Raw genomic sequence first — 20,129 nt, 5'->3', positions numbered from 1 at the left:
TCGAGCTATGGCAGGCACAGCGTACGGGTGGCCGGAAGCCGCCCTTCCCGTAGGTCCCCCAAGGGTGTTGCCGCCGCGACCTCAGCTCTGGGGCGAGGCGGAGCCCGACGGCGAAGCCGAGCCCGACGGCGAGCCGGATCCGGACGGCGTGGCGGGCTGGTCGGCGGCGGCGCCGACGGAGCTCACGGTCTCCTTCGTCGCGGCGATCGCGTCCTGGAGCAGCTTGGCCTGGTCGGGGGCGGAGGCGCCCTCGTAGGCGGCACCGTTGTAGTCGATCGTGATGACGACGTTCTGGGTGCGGCTCACGATCGTGGTGTTGAGGAATTCGACGTCCTTCTTCACCCCGTAGGTGACCGACGTCGCCTGGTCGCCGATGCCGCCGGCCTGCTCGGCCTTGACGTCGCGCGCGCCCTCGGTGGTCTTCGCGGCCTCGATCTGCTTGTTGTACTGCTCCTCGGCGCGCTTGTTGCCGCTGCCGAGCGAGGCGTGCGAGTCGTAGCGGACCAGGGAGACGGAGAGCCAGCGGTACTGCGAGCCCTTCGTGCCGTCGGTGTCGAGACCGTTCCAGGTGCAGCTGGCGCGGTTGGCGAGGTCGTTGGACTTGGCCGCCGTGCCGTTCTTCTCCTTCGCCTCCGCCACGAGCGAATCGATGGTCTTGGTGGCGAGCGCCTTGCAGGGGTCGGGCAGCTTCGCGAACGCCACCTTCTCCAGCGTGGCCGAGGGCTTCGTGCTGGGCTGGGAGGACGCGGAGGAGTCGGACTTCTTCTTGCCGGAGTCCGAGGTCGAGCCCTTCCCCGAATCGGACGAGCAGCCGGCGACGGTGAGGATCACCGGGACGGCCGCACAGGCGAGGACGCGGGTGAGGCGCGAGGCAGATCGCTGCATGGTTCCTTCAGACGGTCGGGGTCTTCTTGTGGACGCGTTTCGGGCGCGGGATCGCGTGCAACGGTAGCCCGATCGGGTGGTCGCCTGCTGTGCGCGCCGTCACGATCTTCTCTTTTGTCCGCCTACGTCCCTTCCGGTGTTCGTTCCGGTTTCGCACGTTCACTCGTTGAAACGCTCGGCGAGGGCCTGCGCCAACTGGCGTGTCTTGTCCTGGGTTTCGCCGCTCGGCGGGACCGTGCCCGGGGCGGAGGGCTGCACGCTGTACTCGACGGTGACGAGGACGTTCGAGGTACGGAACACAATGCGCACGGTGCGCGCCTGCGCGGCGGTGGCGCCGGCCGCGCTGAGCTTGTCCTCGATGTACGCCTCGTTGCCGAGCCCCTCCAGGACGCGGGAGCCGAGCTCGGGCGGGCTGGTGGGCGAGGTCGAGGGGGATCCCGTGGCGGAGCCCGACGGGGAGGTGGCCGGCGACCCGGCGGGGGCCGGCGGGGCGGACGGGCCGGGGCTCGGCGCGGTGGAGCCGCCCGGGTTCGGGGTGCCCGGGGCTGCCGGGGTGCTCGCGGCGCTCGGGGTGGGGCTCGCCGTCGGGCCGGGGAACGGCAGGTGGGCGGCCGTCAGGCGGCTCACGTAGACCTGCCGGGCCTTGTCGTCGTCGCTCATGGCGGCGCGGTCGTAGGAGACGACCCGCTCGAAGCGGACGGACAACAGCAGCGTGCCCTCGGGGACCTGCGCGTTCCACCGGCAGCCGACGCGCCGGTCGCCGTCGAAGGAGGCGTCGGCGGTGCCCGCGTAGAGGCGGTCGCGCTCCTCGGTGGTGAGGGAGTCGGCGGCCGGGAGCATGGCGCGCAGCCGCTTGCCGTCGGCGGCCTTGCAGGGCTCGGGCAGGCTCCGGTACTTGCCCGGTTGGGCGGGGGTGGCGGTGCTGCCGCCGCCCTTGGCGTCGCCGGTGACACCGATGCCGTTGCCGTCGGTGCATCCGGTGAGGCCGGTCGCCCCGGCCACGAGCGCGGTGAGCATCGCGACCCCGGGCAGCACCCGGCGTCGTACCGCCTTGCGCCGCTCCACGTCCACTGGCACGTCCACTGGCACGCCTTGGCTCCCTTGGTTCCCTCGGGAAAATCCGTTGCCGCGACTTGGGCACGGATGGACACAATGTCTATCGCACGCGCTGGTGCCGGCGCCGGTTCCCTGTCTGCTTTGGGGCGATGAGCGAGGCTTTTGCGTAATCGGACTAATCTGCGGTTTTCGGGGGATGGGCGTCTTATGTCGTATGTAGAGGTACCAGGGGCGAACGTCCCGATCCGGATGTGGACCGATCCGGCGTCGGTCGAGGACAGCGCGATGCGCCAGCTCCGGAACACGGCCGGGCTGCCGTGGATCAAGGGCCTGGCCGTCATGCCGGACGTCCACTACGGCAAGGGCGCCACCGTCGGCTCGGTCATCGCCATGAAGGACGCGGTCTGCCCGGCGGCGGTGGGCGTGGACATCGGCTGCGGCATGTCGGCCGTGAAGACCTCCCTGACGGCGAACGACCTCCCGGGAGACCTGTCGAGACTGCGCTCGCGCATCGAGTCGGTGATTCCGGTGGGCATGGGCCTGCACAAGGAAGCCGTGGACCCGGCGCGGCTCTACGGCTTCTCGGAGTCGGGCTACGCGGACCTCTGGAAGCGCTTCGACTACCTCGCGGACGCGGTCAAATTCCGCCAGGATCGTGCCGTAAAGCAGATCGGAACGCTCGGATCCGGAAATCATTTCATCGAATTCTGTCTGGATGAGTCAGGTTCGGTCTGGCTGATGCTGCACTCCGGCTCCCGGAACATCGGCAACGAGCTGGCCGCGCACCACATCGGCGTGGCGCGGGGACTCGCGCACAACCAGAACCTGGTCGACCGCGACCTGGCGGTCTTCCTCGCGGCGACCCCGGAGATGGAGGCGTACCGCAACGACCTCTTCTGGGCGCAGGAGTACGCCAAGTTCAACCGCGCGGCGATGATGAGCCTCTTCAAGGAGGTCGTGCGCGGGGAATTCCGCAAGGCGAAGGTCTCCTTCGAGCAGGAGATCAGCTGCCACCACAACTACGTGGCGGAGGAGCGGTACGAGGGCATGGACCTGCTCGTCACCCGTAAGGGCGCGATCCGCGCGGGCAGCGGCGAGTACGGGATCATCCCCGGCTCGATGGGAACGGGCTCGTACATCGTGAAGGGACTCGGCAACGAGATGTCCTTCAACTCCGCTTCGCACGGGGCGGGCCGCAAGATGAGCCGTACGGCGGCGAAGAAGCGTTTCTCGGCGCGGGATCTGGCCGAGCAGACGCGGGGCGTCGAGTGTCGCAAGGACGCGGGTGTCGTGGACGAGATTCCCGCCGCCTACAAGTCGATCGAGCAGGTCATCGACCAGCAGACCGACCTGGTGCGCGTCGTGGCCAAGTTGAAGCAGGTCATCTGCGTCAAGGGCTGACGCCGGCGCGGGAGGGCGTCAGTCGAGCAGCATGTCCACGGACAGTTCGAGGGGCACCCCGAGGTGGTCGGGAAGCCTGAACGACGTGCCGCGCTTGAAGGCCCTGCGCAGTCGATAGCCGGCCCCGCGCGGATCCGTGTGGACCACGACTTCGTCGTGGTGGCGGTCGGCGACGATGTAGACGGGGACGTCGGCCTTGGCGTAGCTCTCCACCTTGGTGCCGATGTCGTCCGCCCAGTTCGAGGAGGTGACCTCCAGGATCAGGCGGAAGACGTCCGGCCGGTAGCAGTTCTTGACCACCTTGTGGTCCAGGAAATCCGCCTCGACGAGCGCGAAGTCCGGGACGGCGTAGTCGTCGTCGCCGGTGGGCAGCCAGATGCCGATGCCCTGGAGGAATTCCAGGCCCGCCTTTTCGGCCCCGGCCTCGTGGAAGGCCACGGTGAGCCGGGTCAGGGTGCGGGCGTGTCGCCCGTCGGCGGGTGGTGTCACGGTGAGCCTCCCCTGGAGAATCTCCACTCGGTGCCCGGGGAGCTCCCTGGAGAGTCGATCGGCGGCCTCCGCGATCGTGGTCTCGTGCTGCATCACGGCCATAGCCTCCTCCTCTTCGGGGCTCACGCTTCCGGAGCGTATCCGTGGCCGCCGACAAGCCGCGCGGATTCACCCGTACGGGCTCCGAGGGTGTGCGGAATGGGCAACTTCCGGTTGGGGGGAGGGGGTTGACCGGCACTGTTGGTCTAGACCAGGGTGGGCGGCATGGGGAGATCTCGTGTCGTCTTGGCCGCGTTCGCGGCGTTGTCGTTTGTCGTCGGGGGCGCCGGGGTGGCGCGGGCGGGGGTGGGGTTGCCGCCCGTCGTGTCGGCCGTGCCGACGCAGGAGAAGGTCGTCTTCATCACCATCGACGACGGCTGGAACCACGATCCGGAGGCGGCCCGGATCCTGCTGGAGAAGCGGGTGCCGGCCTCGTTGTTCCTGCTGCCCGACGCGACCTCGTACGACACCGGGTACTTCACCGCGCTCGCCGAGCGGGGCCGGGTGACGGTGGAGAACCACACCGTCAACCACCCCGACCTGACCACCCTCGACGCCGCCGGGAAGGACGCCGAGGTGTGCGGGGCCGGGGAGCGGCTGCGGGCGACGTTCGGGAAGACGCCGAAGCTGCTGCGGCCGCCGTTCGGGGCCGTCAACGACGACGTGCGGCTCGCGGCGAAGGCCTGCGGGGTGAAGGCGCTGATCACCTGGACGCACGACTTCACCACCTGGGGCCAGACGCCGCCGACCCCGCGGCTGAAGGCGGGGGACATCGTGCTGCTGCACTTCACGCCGACGCTCGCCGCCGACCTCCAGCGGGCCCTGGACGCGGCGAAGGCCGCCGGGCTGAAGCCGGCGCCCCTCATGCCGCACCTCAAGGCCGCCGGGTACGTCTCCTGAGGGCCATGACGGTGGTGGCGGCGCCTGCGGCGGCCGTCGCCGCCAGGGCCGCCCACGTCAGGGGGCCCGTACGGGGGCGGGTGGGGGTGGCGTCGGCGGCCAGGACGTCGTCGGGGGTGGCGGCGATGCCGGTGTATTCGACGCTCAGGGGTTCCTCAAGGCCGGCCGGGCCCCGGATGCGGCCGGCGGCGCCTTCGACCCGGCGGTCGATGCGCACCCTCAGGTAGGTCCGGTCGCCGCCGCAGCCGGTGGTGCGGGCTCCCGGGGTTCCGCAGTACGTCTCCTCGGACGGGTGGGTGTGCAGCTCGGGCGGGCGGAAGGAGACCCCTTCGGGCAGGTCGACCCGGACGTTCGTCGCGTACGCGAGGGGGATCGTGATCTCCTGCCCGACCCGGCCCCGCAGCGTCGGCGGCGTGGCGAGGAAGCCCCGGGCCGGCGGCGCGGCGTCCGTCTCGAACGGCATGCGCCCCGGTTCGCCGTAACCCCGGTCGCGGTCCAGGGTGTCGGCGCCGACGGGTTTCAGGCCGAGGGCCGGGCCGGTGCCGTGCGTCCAGGTCGCCTCTCGGGTTCCGCTCCCGCCCGGCGCGGTGTCCAGGGGCGTGACGGCGTACGCGTACTCCCCCCGGACGGCGCCCAGCGCGCGCAGCGGCGCGTCGGTCTCGTACGCCTGGCCGGGGAGCGGCGGGCCGGGGAGGGTGCAGGCGGCCTCGCGGCCGTCGGGGGAGTAGGCGCAGTTCGCGTGGTCGGGCGCGAGGCGGGAGCCGTGGACGGACACGCGCAGCACCACCGGGCCGGGGGCGGGTGCGCCGGTGTTCACGAAGGCCGGGGTGAGCGGGGGCGCGGTGCTCCCGTCGATGGCGGGGACCGTCGTCCGCCGGTGGACGCGCAGCCGGAAGTCCGGTCTGCCGAGGTGTACGCGGGCCGTGTGGGTGACGGGCGCGAACGCTGGGCTGGTGAAGCGGGCCGTCACGGTCCCCGCGTACCCGCCGGCGCCGCCGCCGGGGGCCGTCATCGTGAACGGCAGGACGTCGCGGTCCGGCCCGGCCGGGCGCAGGACGCACCGCACGCGGCCGGGTGACGCGGCGCAGCCGGGGGCCAGGTCGCGCAGGCGGACCCGGCCGGCCAGGGCGGAGACGTCGTACTCGGCGACGACCCCGTGCAGGGCCCCGCGGCGCGGTGCCCGCAGGGAGGTTTCGAAGACGGTCGCGTCGGCGACGAAGAACGTGGTGCGGGGCTGCCACAGCCGCAGGGCGGGTGCGTCCGGCGCGGCGGGTCCGGGCGGCATGACGGAGGCGCCGGGCGCCACGACCGCCGGGGCGGCCAGAAGCGTCGCCAGGGCGACGAGCCTCGCCCGTGTACCCGTACCTCCGAACATCCCCGGCCCCCCCGATCGGCTCGGCTCAGAGCTCGCGGTGGACCTTCGTGTTCGAGGCCTGGGCGCGGGGGCGGACCACCAGGAGGTCGATGTTGACGTGGCTGGGGCGGGTCACCGCCCAGGTGATGGTGTCGGCCACGTCGTCGGCGGACAGCGGTTCGGCCACGCCCGCGTAGACCTTGGCGGCCTTGTCGGTGTCGCCGCGGAAGCGGGTGGTGGCGAACTCCTCGGTCTTGACCATGCCGGGCGCGATCTCGATGACGCGGACCGGCTGTCCGACGATCTCCAGGCGGAGGGTCTCGGCGAGGACGCGGGCGCCGTTCTTGGCGGCGACGTAGCCCGCGCCGCCCTCGTAGGTGGCGTGGCCGGCGGTGGAGGAGAGGACGACCACCGTGCCGTCGCCGGAGGCGGTGAGGGCGGGCAGGAGGGCCTGGGTGACGTTGAGGGTGCCGATGACGTTGACCTCGTACATCGTGCGCCAGTCGGCCGGGTCGCCGGTGGCGACGGGCTCGGCGCCGATGGCGCCGCCGGCGTTGTTGACGAGGACGTCGCACCGGGCGAGGGAGGCGGCCAGCGCGTCCACGGCGGCGCGGTCGGTGACGTCGAGGGCGTGCGCGGTGGCCTCGTGCCCGGCGGCGGTCAGCTCGGCGGCGAGGGCCGCGACGCGGTCCTCGCGGCGGGCGGTGAGCACGACGTGGTAGCCGGCGGCGGCCAGCTGCCGGGCGGTGGCCGCGCCGATTCCGCTGCTCGCGCCGGTGACTACGGCGGTTCGGGTGGCCGGGCGCGTGCTCATGGGCGGGGCTCCTCGTGCGGTCGTTCGCGGGGCGTGCGCGTACGGGCGGCCGTGCGGGCCGTTCCGGCCGTGCGGGCCGTTCGTTCGTACGGGCGATTCCCGGCCAGCATAGGCATGGTCAGCGGCGCGGCGCGTACATGATCACGGCCATTCCGGCGAGGCAGACGAGGGCGCCCACGACGTCCCAGCGGTCGGGTCGGTAGCCGTCGGCGACGACGCCCCACAGGAGCGAGCCGGCGACGAAGACGCCGCCGTACGCCGCCAGGACGCGGGCGAAGTCGCCCTGGGGCTGGAGGGTGGCGACGAATCCGTAGAGCCCGAGGGCGATGACGCCGGCGCCGATCCACGCCCAGCCCTTGTGCTCGCGCACGCCTTGCCAGACCAGCCAGGCGCCGCCGATCTCCAGGAGGGCGGCGAGGGCGAAGAGGGCGGCGGAGCGGGTGACCAGCATGGCCTGAAGCCTACGCAGGCGAATGGCTCTGGGCTCGCCCTCGTTCGTGTGATGGTCCGACCGGCGGGTGGGGCGGGACCCTAGCGTCCGCGCGAGGACACGAGGAGGTGGTGGCGGTGCGCCGTGGCGCCGTACGGAGTGTGGTGGTGGCGGGGCTGCTGGTGCTGGCCGGTGCCGCCCAGACGGGGGCCGGGGTGTGGGCCGCCGGGCCCGGCGGGGGCGCGGATCCGGAGGCCGACGTGGCGTACCACGGGCGGGTGCTCCTGGACGGCGGGCGGCTGCGGGTGTGGATGGTGCCGCACAACGAGGGCCCGGCCGCGCTGGCGAACGCGACCGTGCGGGTACGGCTGTCCGCCGACCTCGCCGACCGGCAGGAGTTGGCCGGCGGGTGCGCGCGGGCGGGGCTGCGGGAGGTGGTGTGCGAGACGGGCGCGCTGCCGCCGCACGGGCAGGGGCGGCACATCGGGCTGGTGCTGGCGTTGCGGGACCGGCCGGCGGAGGTCCTGGTGCGGGTCGACACCTGGTGGAACGGCGGCGCGACCGACCGCGACCTCACCAACAACGACCACGTGGTGCTGGCGCTGGACACGGGGGACGCGTACGCCTTCTGACCACGGGCCGCTCACCCGGACGGCTTACGCGGCTTACGCGGCCTACACGGCCGCGCCGTCCCCGAACTCGGCCAGTGCCTCGCCGACGATGCGTTCCAGTCGGGCGTGGTGGGCGCCGCGCCAGTAGACGCGCTCGCACGCGGCGCACTGCGCGAACACGTCGTACGAGCGCTGCGTGCCGTGCTCCAGTCGGTCGCCGACGCTGTCCTTGTCGGCTTCGCGCAGGGGCCCGTTGCAGGCGGTGCAGCGGGTCCAGGGCGCGAGTTCGGGGGCGAACCGGCCGAGGACGTCGCGCAGTTGCTCGTCGGGGTTGTCGCTGTAGACGTACGCCCCGGCGAAGATCTCGCGGCGGCGCAGCAGGCCGCGGTCGCGGGAGAGCAGGACGCGGTGTTCGGCGGCGGAGCGGGTGGCGAGGGCGGGGTCGCCCGGGTCCTCGTTGTCGTAGGCGGCGTCGACGCCGAGCAGCCGCAGGCGGCGGGCGAGGGTGCCGAGGTGGACGTCGAGGAGGAAGCGCAGCGGGGCCCCGTCGATCCGCTGGGGGCGCTCGACGCCCCGCACCTCGACGGACTGGCCTGCTCGGGGCACGTACGAGAACGGCACCTCGTGGCCGTCGACGAGCAGTCGGCCGACCTCCGTGAGGGGCACGCCGGCCGACTCGACGACGTGGCCGAGGCTGGAGGCGCCGTCGGTGGTGGTCGGTACGCGGTCCACGCGCCGGCTGGGCGGGGCGAAGAGGCGCAGTTCGGGGGCGAGGGTGAGATGGATGGCGGGACCGTTCACGGGCCCAGCATGCCATCGGACGGCGGTGTGGTGCGGGGGATTTCCGGGGGCGCGGTGGCTTCGTCGTAGGCGGCGCGATGGGCGCTGACCTCGTCGAAATGGTTCTCGGCCCAGCGCTTCACGGAGGACAGGAGGCAGCCGAGGCTGACGCCGAGTTCGGTGAGGCGGTAGTCGACGCGGACGGGGACGGGGACGGGGACGGGGACGGGGACGGGGACGGTGGGGTGACGGTGCGGGTACGGGGCTTGGGCGCCGCCGCCTTCGTCCCGCGCGGCGAGGCTCCGGCCGCTCCGGTGGACGGGGTGCCGGACGCGGCCGTCCTGGGCGCGCCCGCGTTGGCCGCGGTCCGCGACGGCGGCGTCTACGTCGGCCTCATCCCCGGCGCCGCCCCGGCCGCCGATCGGGGCGTCCGCGTCGTCGAGCAGGAGGTCGCCCCCGACGGCGCCCCCCTCGCCGAGCTGGTGGCCCTGGTCGACGCGGGCGCGCTGACCCTGCGCGTCGCCGACACCTTCGACCTCGCCGACGCCCCGAAGGCCCACACGGCCCTCACCACCCCGGGCACCCGGGGCCGCGTGATCCTCACGGCCGCCTGACGGGGCCCGCGCCGGGCCCGCGTCGGCGGGGGCCGGTGCCGCCGACCGACTCGCCGGACGGCTCCGGCACGATCCGGAACATCCGTCCCGCCGCCGGCTCGCGGGCGCCGGGTTCCTGGTACCGCCGGTGGGGTCGGTGCGCTTTTGCGGTGACTCGGGGCCGCCGAGGTGGCGGGTCGTCTCCGGCTCGTCGCAGCGCTCCGGCAGCCGGAAACGTCGGGGCCTCAGGCCGCCGGCGGTAGCCGCGGCTCCCTGCGCGCGGCCGTGCGGGTCAGGGCCAGACCAGGCAGTACGGCTGGTGGCCGGCCTCGTGGAGGCGGTGGGAGAAGTCCTGCCACTCGTGCAGGAGCTGGTAGACGTTGAACGCGTCGCTCGGGCCGCCCCGGTCGGGGACCGTCGACCAGATGAAGGCCGCCGCGCCCACCGACTCCTCGCCGACCCCGCGCAGCGGGTCGACCACCGTCATGGGGAGCTTGACCACCGCGTAGTCGGGGTGCAGGACGACCAGCTCCAGCGGGGGCACCTTGTGCAGGGGTATGCCCTCGATGCCGGTCAGGACCATCGCGGCCACCGTCTCCGGCTTGATCTTGGTGAACATGCCGCCCATGCCGAGCTCGTCGCCGCCCAGCTCCTCCGGGCGCATCGTCTGCGGCACGCGCGCGGCCGTCGCCCCGTCGGGCGCGCCGAAGTACTTGTACGTCACGCCCATGCCGCGGCCCTTGGGGAGGCCGTCTTCGGGGTCCTCGCCGGCCGCGCTCCCGGGGGTCTCGCCCGGTGCCGGTACGGGATCGGCGGCCTCGGCACCGCGCCGGTGCCTGCCCCGCCGGCGGGCTTCACGGGCGCGCTGCGGGTCCAGGCCGTCCGTACCCTCGCCCGGTCCACCACCGCGTTGCATATCTCCACCCGACACGTATTGCCTGCCCCGGCCCCGCGGCCCCCGCCACGCAGCCTGATCATCATGGCAGTGACCTCCCCCGCGGCGGCGCGGTGAAACGCCCGTCCGCAAGTCTGTCGCGGCCTCTGAGACCATGGCTGGTGTGAGCTACCCGTACCCGTATGAAGCCCCAGTTTCGCAGACGCTCTTCGAGCGCGCGTCCCTCGTGACCCCCGGCGGCGTGAACTCTCCCGTGCGCGCCTTCCGTGCCGTGGGCGGTACGCCCCGGTTCATGGTGTCCGGTACCGGTCCGTATCTGACCGATGCCGACGGGCGCGAGTACGTCGACCTCGTCTGCTCGTGGGGGCCGATGATTCTCGGCCACTCCCACCCCGAGGTGATCGAGGCCGTCCAGGCCGCCGTCGCCCGCGGCACGTCCTTCGGCACGCCCGGCGAGGGCGAGGTCGCCCTCGCCGAGGAGATCGTCGCCCGGATCGAGCCCGTCGAGCAGGTGCGTCTGGTGTCGTCCGGCACCGAGGCGACCATGTCGGCGATCCGGCTGGCGCGCGGCTTCACCGGCCGCGCCAAGGTCGTCAAGTTCGCCGGCTGCTACCACGGTCACGTCGACGCGCTGCTGGCCGCCGCCGGTTCCGGTCTGGCGACCTTCGCGCTGCCCGACACCCCCGGCGTGACGGGCGCGCAGGCCGGCGACACGATCGTGCTCCCCTACAACGACCTCGACGCGGTGCGGGCGGCGTTCGCCGCGCACCCCGGTGAGATCGCCTGCGTCATCACCGAGGCCGCGCCCGGCAACATGGGCGTCGTGACCCCGGGCGAGGGGTTCAACCAGGGTCTGGCCGACCTGTGCCGCGAGAACGGCGCGCTGTACATCTCCGACGAGGTGATGACCGGTTTCCGCACCTCGCGCGCCGGCTGGTACGGCGTCGACGGGGTCAAGCCCGACCTGATGACCTTCGGCAAGGTCATGGGCGGCGGCTTCCCGGCGGCGGCGTTCGGTGGTCGCGCCGACGTCATGGGCCACCTGGCCCCGGCCGGCCCGGTCTACCAGGCGGGCACGCTCTCCGGTAACCCGATCGCCACCGCCGCCGGTCTCGCGCAGCTGCGGCTGCTGGACGGGGCGGCGTACGCGAAGGTCGACGCGGTCTCGAAGGAGATCCAGGGCCTGGTGACGGCGGCGCTGACGAAGGAGGGCGTGGCGCACCGGCTGCAGACCGCGTCCAACATGTTCTCGGTGTTCTTCACCGAGGACGAGGTCCGCAACTACGACGACGCGAAGAAGCAGGAAGGGTTCCGCTTCAACGGGTTCTTCCACTCGATGCTGTCGCAGGGCGTGTACCTGCCGCCGTCGGCGTTCGAGTCGTGGTTCGTGTCGACGGCCCACGACGAGCGGGCGATCGAGCGGATCGCCGCCGCGCTGCCGGCGGCGGCGCGTGCCGCCGCGGAGGCGACGGCATGAGCGACATCACCGTCGTCCACCTGATGCGGCACGGCGAGGTGCACAACCCCGACGGCGTGCTCTACGGGCGCCGTGCGGGCTACCACCTCTCCGAGCTGGGCCGGCAGATGGCCGACCGGGTCGCCGAGCACCTCCAGGACCGGGACATCACGCACGTGGTGGCCTCGCCGCTGGAGCGCGCGCAGGAGACGGCCGCGCCGATCGCCAAGACGCACGGGCTGGACCTGGCGACGGACGGGCGGCTCATCGAGGCGGCCAACGTCTTCGAGGGCAAGACCTTCGGCGTCGGGGACGGGGCGCTGCGCAAGCCGGGCAACTGGAGGCACCTGACGAACCCGTTCAAGCCGTCGTGGGGCGAGCCGTACGTCGAGCAGGTCGTGCGGATGATGAGCGCGATCGAGGCGGCGCGGGACGCGGCGCGCGGGCACGAGGCGGTGGCGGTCAGCCACCAGCTGCCGATCTGGATCGTGCGGAGCTTCGCGGAGAAGCGGCGGCTGTGGCACGACCCGCGGCGGCGGCAGTGCACGTTGGCGTCGCTGACGTCGTTCACGTACCAGGGGGACCGGCTGGTCTCGGTGGGGTACAGCGAGCCGGCGCGGGATCTGGTGCCCGCGCATCTCCTGGCCGGAGCGAAGCCGGTGAAGGGGAAGTCGAAGGCGTTCGGGGCTTAGGGAGTGTCCGGCGGGGTTTGCCGGGGGCTCCCCCCCCCCGGACCCCCGCGCCTCGAACGCCGGCGGGGCCGGCTGGTGGCCGCGCGCGGTTGGGTTTGGCCCGGCGGTCTTGCGTTTATATGACATTGCATGAGCGATGTGCGCGGATTCAGCCGAAGGGGACTTCTCGGACTCGGCGCCGCCGCCGCGGTCGGGGTCGCCGGGTGTGGGTTTGGTGGCGGGGACAGGCCGCGGGGGGTCGGGGGCGGTCCTCCCGTCGCGGTGATCGGGGACGGGTCCACCGCGGACACCGGTCCGCAGCCCCGCCAGCCCGACCGGCCCGTCCCCCTCCAGCCGGGCGAGACCCCGCCGCAGTTCGTCGTCTTCAGCTGGGACGGCGCCGGGGAGATCGGCAACGGCCTCTTCCCGCGCTTCCTCAAGCTCGCCAAGGACCACGGCGCGACGATGACCTTCTTCCTCTCCGGGCTCTACCTCCTCCCCGAGTCGAAGAAGCACCTCTACGCCCCGCCGAACAACCCCGTCGGCGCCTCCGACATCGGCTACCTCAAGGACGAGAACGTCCGCGCCACCCTCACCCACGTCCGTCAGGCCTGGCTCGACGGCCACGAGATCGGCACCCACTTCAACGGCCACTTCTGCGCCGGCTCCGGCTCCGTCGCCCGCTGGTCGCCGACGGACTGGCGCAGCGAGATCGACCAGGCCGTGTCGTTCGTCACCAACTGGCGCACGAACACCGGCTTCACCGACCTGCCGCCGCTCCCCTTCGACTACCGCCGCGAGCTGACCGGCTCCCGCACCCCCTGCCTCCTCGGCCAGGAGGGCCTGCTGATCACCGCCCGCGAGCTGGGCTGGCGCTACGACGCCTCCTCGCCCGGGGGCCTGCAGCGGTGGCCGGTGAAGAAGGAGGGGATCTGGGACCTGCCCCTGCAGTCCCTGCCGTTCCCCGGCCACACCTTCGAGGTGTTGTCGATGGACTACAACATCCTCGCCAACCAGTCGAAGAGCACCACCCGGGGCGTCCCCGCCAACTACCCGACGTGGCGCACCCAGGCGACCGCCACCTACCTCGGCGGTTTCCGCCGCGCCTACGAGACCAACCGCGCGCCCCTGTTCATCGGCAACCACTTCGAGGAGTGGAACGGCGGCATCTACATGGACGCCGTCGAGGAAGCACTCAAGGCCATGTCGGACAAAAGGGACGTAAGGCTCGTATCCTTCCGGCAGTTCGTCGACTGGCTGGACGTCCAGGACCCGAAGACGCTCGCCCGACTGCGCTCCCTCGCGGTCGGTCAGGCGCCGAGCGGCGGTTGGGGCGCGTACCTCTCGGCGGTCTGAGCTGGTCCCGATTCCGTTCTGACCAGCCTCTTAACACCCCTTCGGGGGGTGCGGAAGATCCGCAAATCGCTCATGCGAAACTTTTCACATGAGCCTTAGCCGCGCCCCCCGACGCCGCCGCTCGACCAGCGGCCGCGCCACCCTGCTGACCGCGGTGACCCTCGCGAGCGCCCTGACCCTTACGGCGTGCGGCGATTCGGGCAGCGGCAGCAAACCGTCCGGCTCCGCCGGCGGCTACGTGACCGGCCCCAGCGGCATCTCCACCGTCGCGAAGGGCGACCGCGCGGAAGCCCCCAAGCTCGACGGCGAGACCGTCGACGGCAAGACGCTCGACACGACCACCCTCAAGGGCAAGGTCGTCGTCCTCAACGTCTGGGGCTCCTGGTGCCCGCCGTGCCGCGCCGAGGCCCCGTACTTCGCGAAGGTCTCCAAGGAGCTCGCCGACGCCGGCAAGGACGTCGCCTTCGTCGGCATCAACACCCGCGACAACAGCAAGCAGAACGCCGCCTCCTTCGAGGCGAACTTCGGGATCACCTACCCGAGCCTCTACGACCCCGACGGCAAGCTGATGCTCCGCTTCCCCAAGGGCACCCTGAACGCGCAGTCCATCCCCTCCACGATCGTCCTCGACAAGGAGGGCAAGATCGCCGCCCGCACCCTGGTCGCGGTCAACGAGGAGCAGCTGCGCTCGATGATCGACCCGCTCCTCGCGGAGCAGTGACCTCGTGGACCCCCACCTCCTCCTCGCCGCCGAGACCGGTGTGAACACGACCGTGCTGAGCGGGGGACTGCTGCTGGCCCTGCCGATCGCGCTCCTCGCGGGTCTGGTCTCCTTCTTCTCCCCCTGCGTGCTGCCCCTGGTCCCCGGCTACCTGTCCTACGTGACCGGCATAGGCGGCGCCGACCTCGCCGAGGCCAGGCGCGGCCGGATGGCGGCCGGTGCGGGCCTGTTCATCCTCGGCTTCACCGCCGTCTTCGTCTCGACCGGCGCGCTCTTCGGCCAGTTCGGCGACGTCTTCCAGGGCGAGAACAAGGACGTCATCACACGGGTCCTGGGCGGCCTGGTGATCCTCCTCGGCCTCTTCTTCATGGGAGCGATCCCGGGACTGACGATGCGCGAGTTCCGCTTCCACCGGAAGCCGACGGCGGGCCTGCTCGGCGCGCCCGTGCTCGGCGTGCTCTTCGGCATCGGCTGGACCCCCTGCATGGGCCCGACCCTCGCCGCCGTGAACACGCTCGCGATCTCCCTCGACGACGCCAGCGCCGCGCGCGGCGCGCTGCTCATGGTCGTCTACTGCTTCGGCCTGGGCCTGCCCTTCATCCTCGCCGCGATCGCCTTCCGCAAGGCGCTCGGCGCTTTCGGCTGGGTGAAGAAGCACTATGCGTGGGTGATGCGCATCGGCGGCGGCATGCTGATCGTGACCGGTCTGCTGCTCGTCACAGGAACGTGGGACAGCATCGTGGGCGAGATGCAGGGCTGGACCAACGGCTTCACGGTGGGGATCTGAGGACTACACGGACATGAGTACGACCGACAAGGCGTCCCCCGAGGCGCCGCACACCTCCACCGCCGAGGCGGACGCCGACGCCGCGGCCGGCGCGCAGCTCTCCACGGCCCCCGTCGAGGACGGCCCCGCCGCGCCCGTCGGCATCGGCGTGATCGGCTGGGCCCGCTGGTTCTGGCGGCAGCTCACCTCCATGCGGGTGGCGCTGATCCTGCTGTTCCTGCTCTCCCTCGGCTCCATCCCCGGCTCCCTCATCCCGCAGACGCAGGTCGACGCGCTGAAGGTGTCGGACTGGAAGAAGCAGCACGAGTTCTGGGTGCCGGCCGCCGAGAAGCTCCAGCTCTTCGACGTCTACAGCTCGGTGTGGTTCTCCGCGATCTACATCCTGCTGTTCGTGTCGCTCATCGGCTGCATCGTCCCGCGCACCTGGCAGTTCGTCGGGCAGCTCACGGGCCGCCCGCCGGGCGCCCCCCGCCGCCTCGACCGGCTGCCGGCGTACGCGACGTGGCGTACGGAGAAGGATCCCGAGGAGGTCCTCGCCTCGGCGAAGGCCGTGCTCGGCGGGCGCCGCTTCCGGACGCAGACGCGCGGGAACGCCGTCGCCGCCGAGAAGGGCTACCTGCGCGAGGCCGGGAACCTGGCCTTCCACATCGCCCTGATCGTGATGCTGGTGGCGTTCGCGTGCGGGCAGCTCTTCAAGTCCGAGGGCGGCAAGCTCGTCCTGCGCGGCAAGGGCTTCGCCAACACGCTGACCCAGTACGACGACTTCAAGTCCGGCAGCCTCTTCTCCTCCGACGACCTGCCGCCGTTCTCCTTCACCCTCGACCGGTTCGACGCGACCTTCGAGAAGAGCGGCCCGCAGAAGGGCACCCCGCGCGACTTCAAGGCGTACGTCACCTACAGCGAGGGCGCGCACGGGGAGCCGCGGAAGGCCGAGATCGAGGTCAACAAGCCGCTGGAGATCGACGGCTCCAAGGTCTACCTGCTGGGCCACGGCTACGCGCCGATCATCTCGGTGACCGACCCCACCGGCAAGGTGATCTACAAGGACGCCGTGCCGATGCTGCCCTTCGACGCCAACCTCAGCTCCTCCGGCGCCGTCAAGGTCACCGACGGCTACCGCAACAAGAACGGCGACAAGGAACAGCTCGGCTTCAACGCCATGTTCGTGCCGACGTTCGCGGGCGCGGGCCAGGGCACGATGCTCTCGCAGTTCCCGGCCCTGGACTTCCCCGTCCTCGCGCTCAGCGCCTACCACGGCAGCCTCGGCGTCGACTCCGGCCTGCCGCAGAACGTGTACCGGCTGAACACCTCCAAGCTGCAGGAGTTCAAGGACGCCGACGGGCAGCTGTTCAAGAAGCGCATGCTGCCCGGCGAGACGATGGAGCTGCCCGGCGGTGAGGGCACCGTCAAGTTCGAGGGCATCGAGCGCTGGGCGACGTTCTCGATCACCCAGCAGCCCGGCAACGGCCTGGCGCTGGCCGGTGCCATCGTCGCCATCGGCGGCCTGGCCGCCTCCCTGTTCATCCAGCGCCGCCGCGTCTGGGTCCGCGCGGTGCGCGGCGAGGACGGCGTGACGGTCGTCGAGATGGCCGGCCTGGGCCGCAGCGAGTCCGCGAAGCTGCCCGAGGAGCTGTCGGTGCTGTCCGGCGCCCTGTACGAGCGGGCGCCGTCGCCGCCCGCCGCATCCACGAACCCCGACGCACCTGACGAATCCGACGTACCCGATGAAGAAGTCCCGGCGAACCGAGAAGGAGAGCGCGGATGACGCTGCTCGCGGCCGCGGCCAACGAGAGTCTGGCCGAGCTCAGCAACAAGCTGGTCTACGCGTCGATGGCGGTCTACACGCTCGCCTTCCTCGCGCACATCACCGAGTGGGTCTTCGGCAGCCGCAGCAAGGTGGGCCGTACGGCCGCCGCGCTGACGGCCGACCGGACCAAGGCGGACGCCCCCGCCGTGCAGGTGCGCACGAAGGGCGGGGGGACGGCCGTCCTCGACAGGCCGAAGGTCGTCACCCGTTCCGCCGCCGGCACCCGTGACGTGCCGGACGGCCCCGGCGCGGCCGGCGGCACCGAGAAGGGCGACCTCTACGGGCGCATCGCGGTCTCGCTGACCGTCCTCGGCTTCCTCATCGAGGCGGGCGGCGTCGTCACCCGCGCGATGTCGGTGGAACGGGCCCCCTGGGGCAACATGTACGAGTTCTCGGTGACCTTCTCCACGGTCGCCGTCGGCGCCTACCTGCTGCTCCTGGCCCTGAAGAAGAACGTCCGCTGGCTCGGACTGATCCTGGTCACGACCGTCCTGCTGGACCTCGGCATCGCCACCACCTGGCTGTACACCGAGAGCGACCAGCTGGTCCCGGCCCTGCACTCGTACTGGCTGTGGATCCACGTCTCCACCGCCATCTTCTGCGGAGCCGTCTTCTACATCGGCGCGGCCGGCGCGGTGCTGTACCTCTTCCGCGACGGCTACGAGAGCCACCTGGAGGCCGGCCGTACGCCGGGACGTTTCCGCACCTCGGTGATGGAGCGGCTGCCCTCCGCCGCCTCGCTCGACAAGTTCTCGTACCGGATCAACGCGGCCGTCTTCCCGCTGTGGACCTTCACCATCGTCGCCGGCGCCATCTGGGCGGGCGACGCCTGGGGCCGCTACTGGGGCTGGGACCCCAAGGAGGTCTGGTCCTTCGTGACCTGGGTGGCCTACGCCTGCTACCTGCACGCGCGCGCCACCGCCGGCTGGAAGGGCCGCAAGGCCGCCTACCTCGCGCTCTTCGCGTTCGCCTGCTGGATCTGGAACTACTACGGCGTGAACATCCTGCTCAGCGGCAAGCACTCGTACGCGGGCGTCTGACCCCCGACGGTGGCACGCTGGTGGTATGTCTCCCGTGAGCCATGCCACCAGCACCCCGCACGGCCCCGGCCGCTGGGACGTCCGCTTCGAGGTGCACCTGCCGTACGCCTACGAGGCCCTGTGGCCCGCCCTCACCACGGCGGACGGGCTGCGCGGCTGGCTGGCCGAGGCCGAGGTGCCCGAGCGCAGGCTCGGCGGGGCCGTCACCCTGCGCCGCCCAGGGAGCCGGGCCGCCTCGTCCGGCCGGATCACGGCCTGGGACGTCGAACGGGTCGCCGAGTACACCCTCCGCGCGGACGACGAGCCCGGCGCCTGGCAGGGGCGCATCCGCTTCCACCTGGAACCCGTCGGCACCGACTCGACGGTGATCCGCTTCCTGAACGAACGCGGCGGCTCCGACGAGGAGCGCCTCGATTGCCTGGCCGACTGGCACGAGCGCTTCGAACGGCTGGAAGCCGTCCTGACGGGCCATCCCCTCCCGCCCGCCGGCCGCCGGGCCGAGCTGCGGGCCTCCTACGCGTCCTTCTCCAGGACGTAGGCGTTCCGGCGTTTCACCACACCGGGTTTCACCACACCGGGTTTCACCACACCGGCCGCAGTGGCGGCAGCTCCCCGTCCCCGTTCAGCGCCCGGATCGCGCGGCCCAGTTCGACGCGCAGGGTCCTGAGGTCGGCGTGCGCGCCGATCTCGGCCTCCAGTGCGTGCAGGACGCGTCCGGCGGTGGCGAGGTGGTCGGTCGCGGCGGCGGTCAGCACCACCAGCTTGCGCCGCCCGCCGTCGGGGTGCGGCTCGCGGCGGACGTAGCCGCGCCGCTCCAGGTCGTCGACGAGCTGCCCGGCGGCCTGCTTGGTCACCCCCAGCCGTTCGGCCAGCTCGGTGGCGGTGGCGCCGGGGCCCTTGAGGGCCTGGAAGGCCATGCCGTGCAGGGGGCGCAGGTCGGCGTACCCGGCGTCGGCGAGGCGTCGGGAGAACTCGCCGAGCATCAGCTGGAAGCCGATCCCGAGGAGGAAGGTCAGCTCGATGCCGGGATCCGCCGCGTCTTGCGTGGGTGAGGTCACGCAAACATGGTGACACAGGCGAGTAAAGCTGCTTTACTCGCGGTCTTGAGTAAAGCCGCTTTACTTGCTGCGGCCGTGCTCTCACCGACGCCGAACAGACGAGGACCCGCCTTGCACGTGATCAGCGTTTCCCCCGACAACGTCACCGTTTCCCCGAACGCCACCATGACCGGCCTCGCCGCCCCCAGCCGGGGCAGCTCCGAGCTGAGCACCTGGCACGTCGACATGGCCGCCGGCGCCACCGGCCCCGAACACCGCGTCAACCGCGAACAGGTCTGGCTGCTCACCGCAGGCTCCCTGGAGGTCACCTGCGACGGCCGCACCGAGAAGGTGACCACCGGTCAGACCCTGGTGCTGCCCCCGGACGTCGTCCGGCGCATCCACGCGCCCGAGCACTTCGAGGCGTACGTCGTCATGCGCGCCGACGGCGTCGTCTCGGTCCCCGGCACCGAGGGCACCCGCGAACTCCCCTGGGCGCGGTAGCCGTCCCGGGGTGGCGGGGGGCGGGGCGGGTCAGGCCTGGTCGCCCTTGCCCGGCTCGCCCTTGTCGGGCTCGTCGGAGCCGTTCCCGTTCCCGTTGCCGTTCCCGTTGCCCTTTCCCTTGCCGTCGCCCTTGTCCTGGTCCTGGTCAAGGGACTTCAGGAACTCTGGGTTGTCGTCCGGCGCCACCCACTGACCGCGCCGCGCACGACCCCCGCCGACGCCCCGGCTCCCGCCGCCGACCTGCGTCCGCTGCTTGCCGGCGGACAGCCAGACCACCGGGCCGACGATCGAGAAGAGCAGGATGATCAGCACCCAGACGCCCTTCGGGAGGTGCTTGACCTCCTCCTCGGGCGTGTTCAGGCAGTCGATGAAGGCGTAGATGGTCAGTGCGAGGAGAAGCAGGAACGGCAGATAGCGCAGCACGGTGTGGGACCGACTCCCCGGCAGTGGCGGCGGGCCCGCGCGGGGCCCGGTGACATCCCCAGGGTAGTTGGTGACGGATA

The 20,129-nt window shown here is 72.0% G+C and carries 24 protein-coding genes; 13 read left to right on the top strand and 11 right to left on the bottom strand.

Annotation, left to right across the window (positions count from 1 at the left end; genetic code table 11):
* Nucleotides 1–81: 81 nt before the first annotated feature.
* Nucleotides 82–885, bottom strand: a complete 804-nt coding sequence (locus M4D82_RS14725; protein ID WP_249766487.1) for a DUF3558 family protein — start codon at nucleotides 883–885, stop codon at nucleotides 82–84.
* Between the two features lie 159 nt (nucleotides 886–1,044).
* Nucleotides 1,045–1,968, bottom strand: coding sequence for a DUF3558 domain-containing protein (locus M4D82_RS14720; RefSeq protein WP_249766486.1), 924 nt, complete (start codon nucleotides 1,966–1,968; stop codon nucleotides 1,045–1,047).
* Nucleotides 1,969–2,148: 180 nt separating this feature from the next.
* Between M4D82_RS14720 and M4D82_RS14715 the strand changes: the two genes are divergently transcribed.
* On the top strand, nucleotides 2,149–3,342 hold the full coding sequence (locus M4D82_RS14715; protein ID WP_249766485.1) for an RtcB family protein: 1,194 nt from the start codon (nucleotides 2,149–2,151) through the stop codon (nucleotides 3,340–3,342).
* 18 nt (nucleotides 3,343–3,360) lie between these two features.
* On the opposite strand, the gene M4D82_RS14710 is transcribed toward M4D82_RS14715, so the two are convergent.
* On the bottom strand, nucleotides 3,361–3,933 hold the full coding sequence (locus M4D82_RS14710; protein ID WP_249766484.1) for a Uma2 family endonuclease: 573 nt from the start codon (nucleotides 3,931–3,933) through the stop codon (nucleotides 3,361–3,363).
* A 162-nt stretch (nucleotides 3,934–4,095) separates the two neighbouring features.
* Between M4D82_RS14710 and M4D82_RS14705 the strand changes: the two genes are divergently transcribed.
* Nucleotides 4,096–4,770 carry a polysaccharide deacetylase family protein gene (locus M4D82_RS14705; protein ID WP_249766483.1) on the top strand — a complete coding sequence of 225 codons (675 nt, stop codon included), beginning with the start codon at nucleotides 4,096–4,098 and terminating at the stop codon, nucleotides 4,768–4,770.
* Here M4D82_RS14705 and M4D82_RS14700 read toward each other — a convergent pair.
* From M4D82_RS14700 to M4D82_RS14690, 3 genes are all read right to left on the bottom strand, one after another.
* Nucleotides 4,745–6,145, bottom strand: a complete 1,401-nt coding sequence (locus M4D82_RS14700; RefSeq protein WP_249766482.1) for a hypothetical protein — start codon at nucleotides 6,143–6,145, stop codon at nucleotides 4,745–4,747. The genes M4D82_RS14705 and M4D82_RS14700 overlap by 26 nt on opposite strands.
* Nucleotides 6,146–6,170: 25 nt before the next feature.
* Nucleotides 6,171–6,938 (bottom strand): SDR family NAD(P)-dependent oxidoreductase, encoded by a 768-nt coding sequence (locus M4D82_RS14695; protein ID WP_249766481.1) that lies wholly within the window; start codon nucleotides 6,936–6,938, stop codon nucleotides 6,171–6,173.
* A 118-nt stretch (nucleotides 6,939–7,056) separates the two neighbouring features.
* Nucleotides 7,057–7,389, bottom strand: a complete 333-nt coding sequence (locus M4D82_RS14690) for a YnfA family protein (RefSeq protein ID WP_249766480.1) — start codon at nucleotides 7,387–7,389, stop codon at nucleotides 7,057–7,059.
* Between the two features lie 110 nt (nucleotides 7,390–7,499).
* Between M4D82_RS14690 and M4D82_RS14685 the strand changes: the two genes are divergently transcribed.
* Nucleotides 7,500–8,000, top strand: a complete 501-nt coding sequence (locus M4D82_RS14685) for a hypothetical protein (RefSeq protein ID WP_249766479.1) — start codon at nucleotides 7,500–7,502, stop codon at nucleotides 7,998–8,000.
* 42 nt (nucleotides 8,001–8,042) lie between these two features.
* Here the strand turns inward: M4D82_RS14685 and M4D82_RS14680 are convergent, their stop codons facing one another.
* Together M4D82_RS14680 and M4D82_RS14675 are read right to left on the bottom strand one after the other, a co-directional pair.
* Nucleotides 8,043–8,780, bottom strand: coding sequence for a Mut7-C RNAse domain-containing protein (locus M4D82_RS14680; protein WP_249766478.1), 738 nt, complete (start codon nucleotides 8,778–8,780; stop codon nucleotides 8,043–8,045).
* Nucleotides 8,777–8,902, bottom strand: coding sequence for a hypothetical protein (locus M4D82_RS14675; RefSeq protein WP_502988928.1), 126 nt, complete (start codon nucleotides 8,900–8,902; stop codon nucleotides 8,777–8,779). The genes M4D82_RS14680 and M4D82_RS14675 overlap by 4 nt, the downstream gene beginning before the upstream one ends.
* A 102-nt stretch (nucleotides 8,903–9,004) precedes the next feature.
* On the opposite strand from M4D82_RS14675, the gene M4D82_RS14670 reads away from it, so the two are divergent.
* On the top strand, nucleotides 9,005–9,373 hold the full coding sequence (locus M4D82_RS14670) for a zinc-binding dehydrogenase (protein WP_249771814.1): 369 nt from the start codon (nucleotides 9,005–9,007) through the stop codon (nucleotides 9,371–9,373).
* A 271-nt stretch (nucleotides 9,374–9,644) separates the two neighbouring features.
* Here M4D82_RS14670 and M4D82_RS14665 read toward each other — a convergent pair whose 3' ends face one another.
* Entirely contained in the window at nucleotides 9,645–10,268 is a 624-nt protein-coding gene (locus M4D82_RS14665) for a hypothetical protein (protein WP_249766477.1), read from the bottom strand.
* 133 nt (nucleotides 10,269–10,401) lie between these two features.
* On the opposite strand from M4D82_RS14665, the gene hemL reads away from it, so the two are divergent.
* The 8 genes from hemL (at nucleotide 10,402) to M4D82_RS14625 (ending at nucleotide 18,623) form a co-directional block, all read left to right on the top strand.
* Nucleotides 10,402–11,724, top strand: coding sequence for a glutamate-1-semialdehyde 2,1-aminomutase (hemL, locus tag M4D82_RS14660; protein ID WP_249766476.1), 1,323 nt, complete (start codon nucleotides 10,402–10,404; stop codon nucleotides 11,722–11,724).
* Nucleotides 11,721–12,395 (top strand): histidine phosphatase family protein, encoded by a 675-nt coding sequence (locus M4D82_RS14655; protein ID WP_249766475.1) that lies wholly within the window; start codon nucleotides 11,721–11,723, stop codon nucleotides 12,393–12,395. The genes hemL and M4D82_RS14655 overlap by 4 nt, the downstream gene beginning before the upstream one ends.
* 138 nt (nucleotides 12,396–12,533) lie before the next feature.
* Entirely contained in the window at nucleotides 12,534–13,730 is a 1,197-nt protein-coding gene (locus M4D82_RS14650; RefSeq protein ID WP_249771812.1) for a polysaccharide deacetylase family protein, read from the top strand.
* Nucleotides 13,731–13,818: 88 nt separating this feature from the next.
* Nucleotides 13,819–14,451 (top strand): TlpA family protein disulfide reductase, encoded by a 633-nt coding sequence (locus M4D82_RS14645; RefSeq protein WP_249766474.1) that lies wholly within the window; start codon nucleotides 13,819–13,821, stop codon nucleotides 14,449–14,451.
* A 4-nt stretch (nucleotides 14,452–14,455) separates the two neighbouring features.
* Nucleotides 14,456–15,238, top strand: coding sequence for a cytochrome c biogenesis CcdA family protein (locus M4D82_RS14640; RefSeq protein WP_249766473.1), 783 nt, complete (start codon nucleotides 14,456–14,458; stop codon nucleotides 15,236–15,238).
* A 13-nt stretch (nucleotides 15,239–15,251) separates the two neighbouring features.
* Nucleotides 15,252–17,003: a cytochrome c biogenesis protein ResB gene (gene resB, locus M4D82_RS14635; RefSeq protein WP_249766472.1), complete on the top strand. Its 1,752-nt coding sequence runs from the start codon at nucleotides 15,252–15,254 to the stop codon at nucleotides 17,001–17,003.
* On the top strand, nucleotides 17,000–18,085 hold the full coding sequence (ccsB, locus tag M4D82_RS14630) for a c-type cytochrome biogenesis protein CcsB (RefSeq protein ID WP_249766471.1): 1,086 nt from the start codon (nucleotides 17,000–17,002) through the stop codon (nucleotides 18,083–18,085). The genes resB and ccsB overlap by 4 nt, the downstream gene beginning before the upstream one ends.
* Before the next feature lie 25 nt (nucleotides 18,086–18,110).
* Nucleotides 18,111–18,623: an SRPBCC domain-containing protein gene (locus M4D82_RS14625; RefSeq protein WP_249766470.1), complete on the top strand. Its 513-nt coding sequence runs from the start codon at nucleotides 18,111–18,113 to the stop codon at nucleotides 18,621–18,623.
* A gap of 43 nt (nucleotides 18,624–18,666) precedes the next feature.
* Here the strand turns inward: M4D82_RS14625 and M4D82_RS14620 are convergent, their stop codons facing one another.
* The gene (locus M4D82_RS14620; protein WP_249771810.1) at nucleotides 18,667–19,068 is read right to left on the bottom strand and encodes a MarR family winged helix-turn-helix transcriptional regulator; all 402 of its coding nucleotides are present in this window, start codon (nucleotides 19,066–19,068) and stop codon (nucleotides 18,667–18,669) included.
* A 192-nt stretch (nucleotides 19,069–19,260) separates the two neighbouring features.
* On the opposite strand from M4D82_RS14620, the gene M4D82_RS14615 reads away from it, so the two are divergent.
* Entirely contained in the window at nucleotides 19,261–19,626 is a 366-nt protein-coding gene (locus M4D82_RS14615) for a cupin domain-containing protein (protein ID WP_249766469.1), read from the top strand.
* Between the two features lie 30 nt (nucleotides 19,627–19,656).
* Here M4D82_RS14615 and M4D82_RS14610 read toward each other — a convergent pair whose 3' ends face one another.
* Complete coding sequence (locus M4D82_RS14610) at nucleotides 19,657–20,049, bottom strand: PLD nuclease N-terminal domain-containing protein (protein WP_249766468.1); 393 nt, start codon at nucleotides 20,047–20,049, stop codon at nucleotides 19,657–19,659.
* Nucleotides 20,050–20,129 lie beyond the last annotated feature (80 nt).

The sequence above is a fragment of the Streptomyces sp. RerS4 genome (assembly GCF_023515955.1).
Classification (GTDB): domain Bacteria; phylum Actinomycetota; class Actinomycetes; order Streptomycetales; family Streptomycetaceae; genus Streptomyces.
Note: the sequence above shows the minus strand (reverse complement) of the source record. Positions and strands in the feature narration are given on the sequence as shown.

Bases quoted from the DNA above. Each gene is read 5' to 3' on its own strand.
- M4D82_RS14645 (WP_249766474.1), top strand. From the start codon at position 13,819: ATGAGCCTTAGCCGCGCCCCCCGACGCCGCCGCTCGACCAGCGGCCGC.
- M4D82_RS14690 (WP_249766480.1), bottom strand. From the start codon at position 7,389: ATGCTGGTCACCCGCTCCGCCGCCCTCTTCGCCCTCGCCGCCCTCCTG.
- hemL (WP_249766476.1), top strand. From the start codon at position 10,402: ATGGCTGGTGTGAGCTACCCGTACCCGTATGAAGCCCCAGTTTCGCAG.
- ccsB (WP_249766471.1), top strand. From the start codon at position 17,000: ATGACGCTGCTCGCGGCCGCGGCCAACGAGAGTCTGGCCGAGCTCAGC.
- M4D82_RS14665 (WP_249766477.1), bottom strand. From the start codon at position 10,268: ATGCAACGCGGTGGTGGACCGGGCGAGGGTACGGACGGCCTGGACCCG.
- M4D82_RS14655 (WP_249766475.1), top strand. From the start codon at position 11,721: ATGAGCGACATCACCGTCGTCCACCTGATGCGGCACGGCGAGGTGCAC.
- M4D82_RS14725 (WP_249766487.1), bottom strand. From the start codon at position 885: ATGCAGCGATCTGCCTCGCGCCTCACCCGCGTCCTCGCCTGTGCGGCC.
- M4D82_RS14620 (WP_249771810.1), bottom strand. From the start codon at position 19,068: ATGCTCGGCGAGTTCTCCCGACGCCTCGCCGACGCCGGGTACGCCGAC.
- resB (WP_249766472.1), top strand. From the start codon at position 15,252: ATGAGTACGACCGACAAGGCGTCCCCCGAGGCGCCGCACACCTCCACC.
- M4D82_RS14710 (WP_249766484.1), bottom strand. From the start codon at position 3,933: ATGGCCGTGATGCAGCACGAGACCACGATCGCGGAGGCCGCCGATCGA.
- M4D82_RS14705 (WP_249766483.1), top strand. From the start codon at position 4,096: ATGGGGAGATCTCGTGTCGTCTTGGCCGCGTTCGCGGCGTTGTCGTTT.
- M4D82_RS14715 (WP_249766485.1), top strand. From the start codon at position 2,149: ATGTCGTATGTAGAGGTACCAGGGGCGAACGTCCCGATCCGGATGTGG.
- M4D82_RS14700 (WP_249766482.1), bottom strand. From the start codon at position 6,145: ATGTTCGGAGGTACGGGTACACGGGCGAGGCTCGTCGCCCTGGCGACG.
- M4D82_RS14625 (WP_249766470.1), top strand. From the start codon at position 18,111: ATGTCTCCCGTGAGCCATGCCACCAGCACCCCGCACGGCCCCGGCCGC.
- M4D82_RS14695 (WP_249766481.1), bottom strand. From the start codon at position 6,938: ATGAGCACGCGCCCGGCCACCCGAACCGCCGTAGTCACCGGCGCGAGC.